2 protein-coding genes are annotated in these 2,772 nt (G+C 74.5%); one reads left to right on the top strand and one right to left on the bottom strand.

Going from position 1 to position 2,772, the window contains the following annotated elements; genetic code table 11:
• A partial coding sequence (locus tag GWI24_RS43040; protein ID WP_210951459.1) for an alpha/beta fold hydrolase occupies nt 1-1,308 on the bottom strand: 1,308 nt, incomplete at its 3' end.
• A 109-nt stretch (nt 1,309-1,417) separates the two neighbouring features.
• Here GWI24_RS43040 and GWI24_RS43045 point away from each other — a divergent pair.
• Nucleotides 1,418-2,772, top strand: a 1,355-nt coding sequence (locus GWI24_RS43045) for a helix-turn-helix transcriptional regulator (protein WP_210951460.1), incomplete at its 3' end; no start/stop codon positions are given.

A 2,772-nucleotide genomic window follows, 5' to 3' on the forward strand; every position in this document is an offset into this window, starting at 1 on the left:
GCCGCCGGCCCGGATCCCGTCGTGCTCGAACTCGTCCGTCACCCAGGTGCGCACGCCCCGGATCGCCCGGGCGGTGGCCAGGGAGTGCTCCGTGTCCACGTACAGGTCGTCGTGGTAGATCACGGCGGCCACCGGCACGGTGTTACGGGCCAGCCGCTCGGTGTCGTACAGCGGGCCCCAGCCGGTGCGCGCGGCGAGCAGCTCGGCGGTGCGGGCGAGCGGGCGCAGCGCCGCGTGGGTGTCGAGCATCCAGGGGTGCACCGTCTCGCCCGTAAGGAGCACCGGACGGTCCTCCGCGACCGCCTTACCGGCGTCGAACGCGGGGAATTCGGCGCGGACCCGCTCCGCGGCCCAGTCGGTGGCCCGGCCGTCCTGGGCGTAGATGGACTCCAGCAGCAGGCTGAAGAGCGGGGTGGCGGCGCGGGACAGCACGGCCGCCACCTGCTCGCGGAAGGCGTCGCTCAGCCGCGGCCCGTCGGCGGTGGGCACGAACGCGTCCTCCAGCAGGTAGTGCAGCCGGTGCGAGCCGTCGCCGGTGCCGAGCAGGAAGCCGAGCTGCTGGAGGGCGGGGACGGTGAGCCGGGTCCCGTCCGTCAGGACCTCCTCGTGGTATGCCAGATGCCGCACCAGGGCCCGGACCGTGTCCGCGTCCCGCGGATAGCGGGCGTAGTGGGCGAGGGTCTTGCGCTCCATCCGCGGATAGGCGGTGCGGTAGACGGCGTCCGCGTCGGTGCCGGGGTCGATCGCGGGCAGCCCGCCGGCCAGCAGCACCGCGTCCAGCCCCTCGGGCGCGTGGGACAGGTAGGTCACCGCGCAGAAGCCGCCGAAGCTCTGGCCGAGCACGGTCCACGGGCGGTCCCCCATGAGCCGGCGCCGGATCAGCTCGCAGTCGCGGACGATCGCGTCGGCCCGGAAGTGGGAGAGGTACGCGGCCTGTTCCTCGGGTCCGCCGCGCAGCGGCAGCGTCTGGCGGTTGGCCGGGGTGGAGCGGCCGGTGCCGCGCTGGTCGAGCAGGAGCACGCGGTATTCGTCCAGCGCACGGTCCAGCCAGCCGGAGCGGCCCACCGGGCGGTCCGCGCCACAGCCGGGCCCGCCCTGCAGGTAGACCAGCCAGGGGAGCCGCTCGCGCTCGGCAGCGGATTTGCCCGCGGCGACGACCTCTCGTGCGTAAAGCCGGATCAGCTCGCCCTCGGGAGCCTTATGGTCGAGCGGTACGTCGAAGTGATAGTCGGCGAGGAGCAGTTCCGGCTGACGGACGGTCGTCACGGCGCCCGGCCCGGCCGGTACCGCTGTGCTTGCCTGCTGCATCCTTCAATCCTCACGTTAAATGGACTTAGCCCGGCGATTAAGTTACCGCCGGGGAGAAGAGGGCACGGTGGCCGACAGAAGCGCCGGTGACGGGCGGACGGCGGGAACGGTGACGGGGGCGGCCGGGGCGGAGTCGACCGCCGAGATAGGGCGCCGGGTGCTCAGACTGCGTACCGAACGCGGCTTCACCCAGCGGCAGCTGGCCGAGCCCGCGTACACCGCCGCCTATGTCTCCACCCTCGAGGCCGGGAAGGTGCGCCCCTCCGAGGCCGCGCTGCGCCATCTCGCGGACCGGCTCGGCGTCAGCTACGAGGAGCTGACCACCGGCCGCTCACCGCGTGACGCCACCCGGCTGCGGGCCGCCGTCACCGACGCCCGGCGGGCGCTGGCGACCGGCGCGGCCGAGGACGCCGCCGGGCTCTTCGCGGAGGTGCGCGACGAGGCGGAGCGGCTCGGGTTCGCCGAGGAGCGCTCGGCGGCCCTGCTGGGGCTCGGCGACTGCGCGCTGGAGACCGGTGACCTCACCGTCGCCCGGGACCACTTCGAGGCCGTGGAGCGGCTGCTCGCCGGGGAACCGCTGCCCCGCCGGATCCCGGCGATCCGCGGCCGGGCCGTGGCCCATCTCCTGGCGGGCGAACTGCGCTACTCCTGCTATCTGCTGGAGAGCTCCATCGACGAGCTCAACGCCTCGGGGCTGCACGACCCGTACGCGCTGCTGCTGCTCTATACGGCGGCCATCGCGCCCTATATGGACATGGGGGCGCACGCCCGAGCCGTACGCGCCGCCGAGTTGGCGCTCGCGCTGGCCCCGAGCGTGGACGACCCGGGGCTCATCGCCCGGATGCACCGCGGAGTGGCCCGCACCCTGATCGCCGAGGGGCGGACGGCCGAGGCCGACGCCTCCCTGGCCAAGGCGCAGGAGCTCTACGAGCAGCTGCGCATCCACACCGACCTGGCGCACTGCCACTGGATGCGCGGCTATGTGCACGCCCAGGACGGCAATCTGGAGCGCGCCGAGCGCGAACTGCGCACCGCCCGCGACATGCTGGCCTCCAAGCGGGCCGCGCTGTTCACCGTGCAGGTCGAGGTCGAGCTGGCAGATGTGCTGCGCCGTCGCGGCCGTACGGCGGAGGCGGAGGCCCTGCTGCTGCCGCTGCTGGCGCGCACACCCGCCGCGGGGGCCGCGAACGCCCCCGAAGGGCCGGACGCGGCGTCGGGCGAGGCCGGGCTGACCGCCGACCGCGGCGCGGTCCACGCGGGCGGCGCCCACCGGCTGCTGGGCCTGATCGCGGACGAACGGGGCGACGCCGAGGCCGCGGAGGAGCACTACTGCGCGGCGCTGTCCCTGCTCGAACGCACCGGCGCCGCCGGTGACCTGGCCGACCTCTGCCGGCTGCTGGGCGATCTGCTGCGCCGGGAGGGCCGTCTGGAGGCCGCGATGGACGCCTACCGCACCGGGCTCGG

The organism is Streptomyces sp. MK37H, assembly GCF_018035285.1.
Classification (GTDB): Bacteria; Actinomycetota; Actinomycetes; order Streptomycetales; family Streptomycetaceae; genus Streptomyces; species Streptomyces endocoffeicus.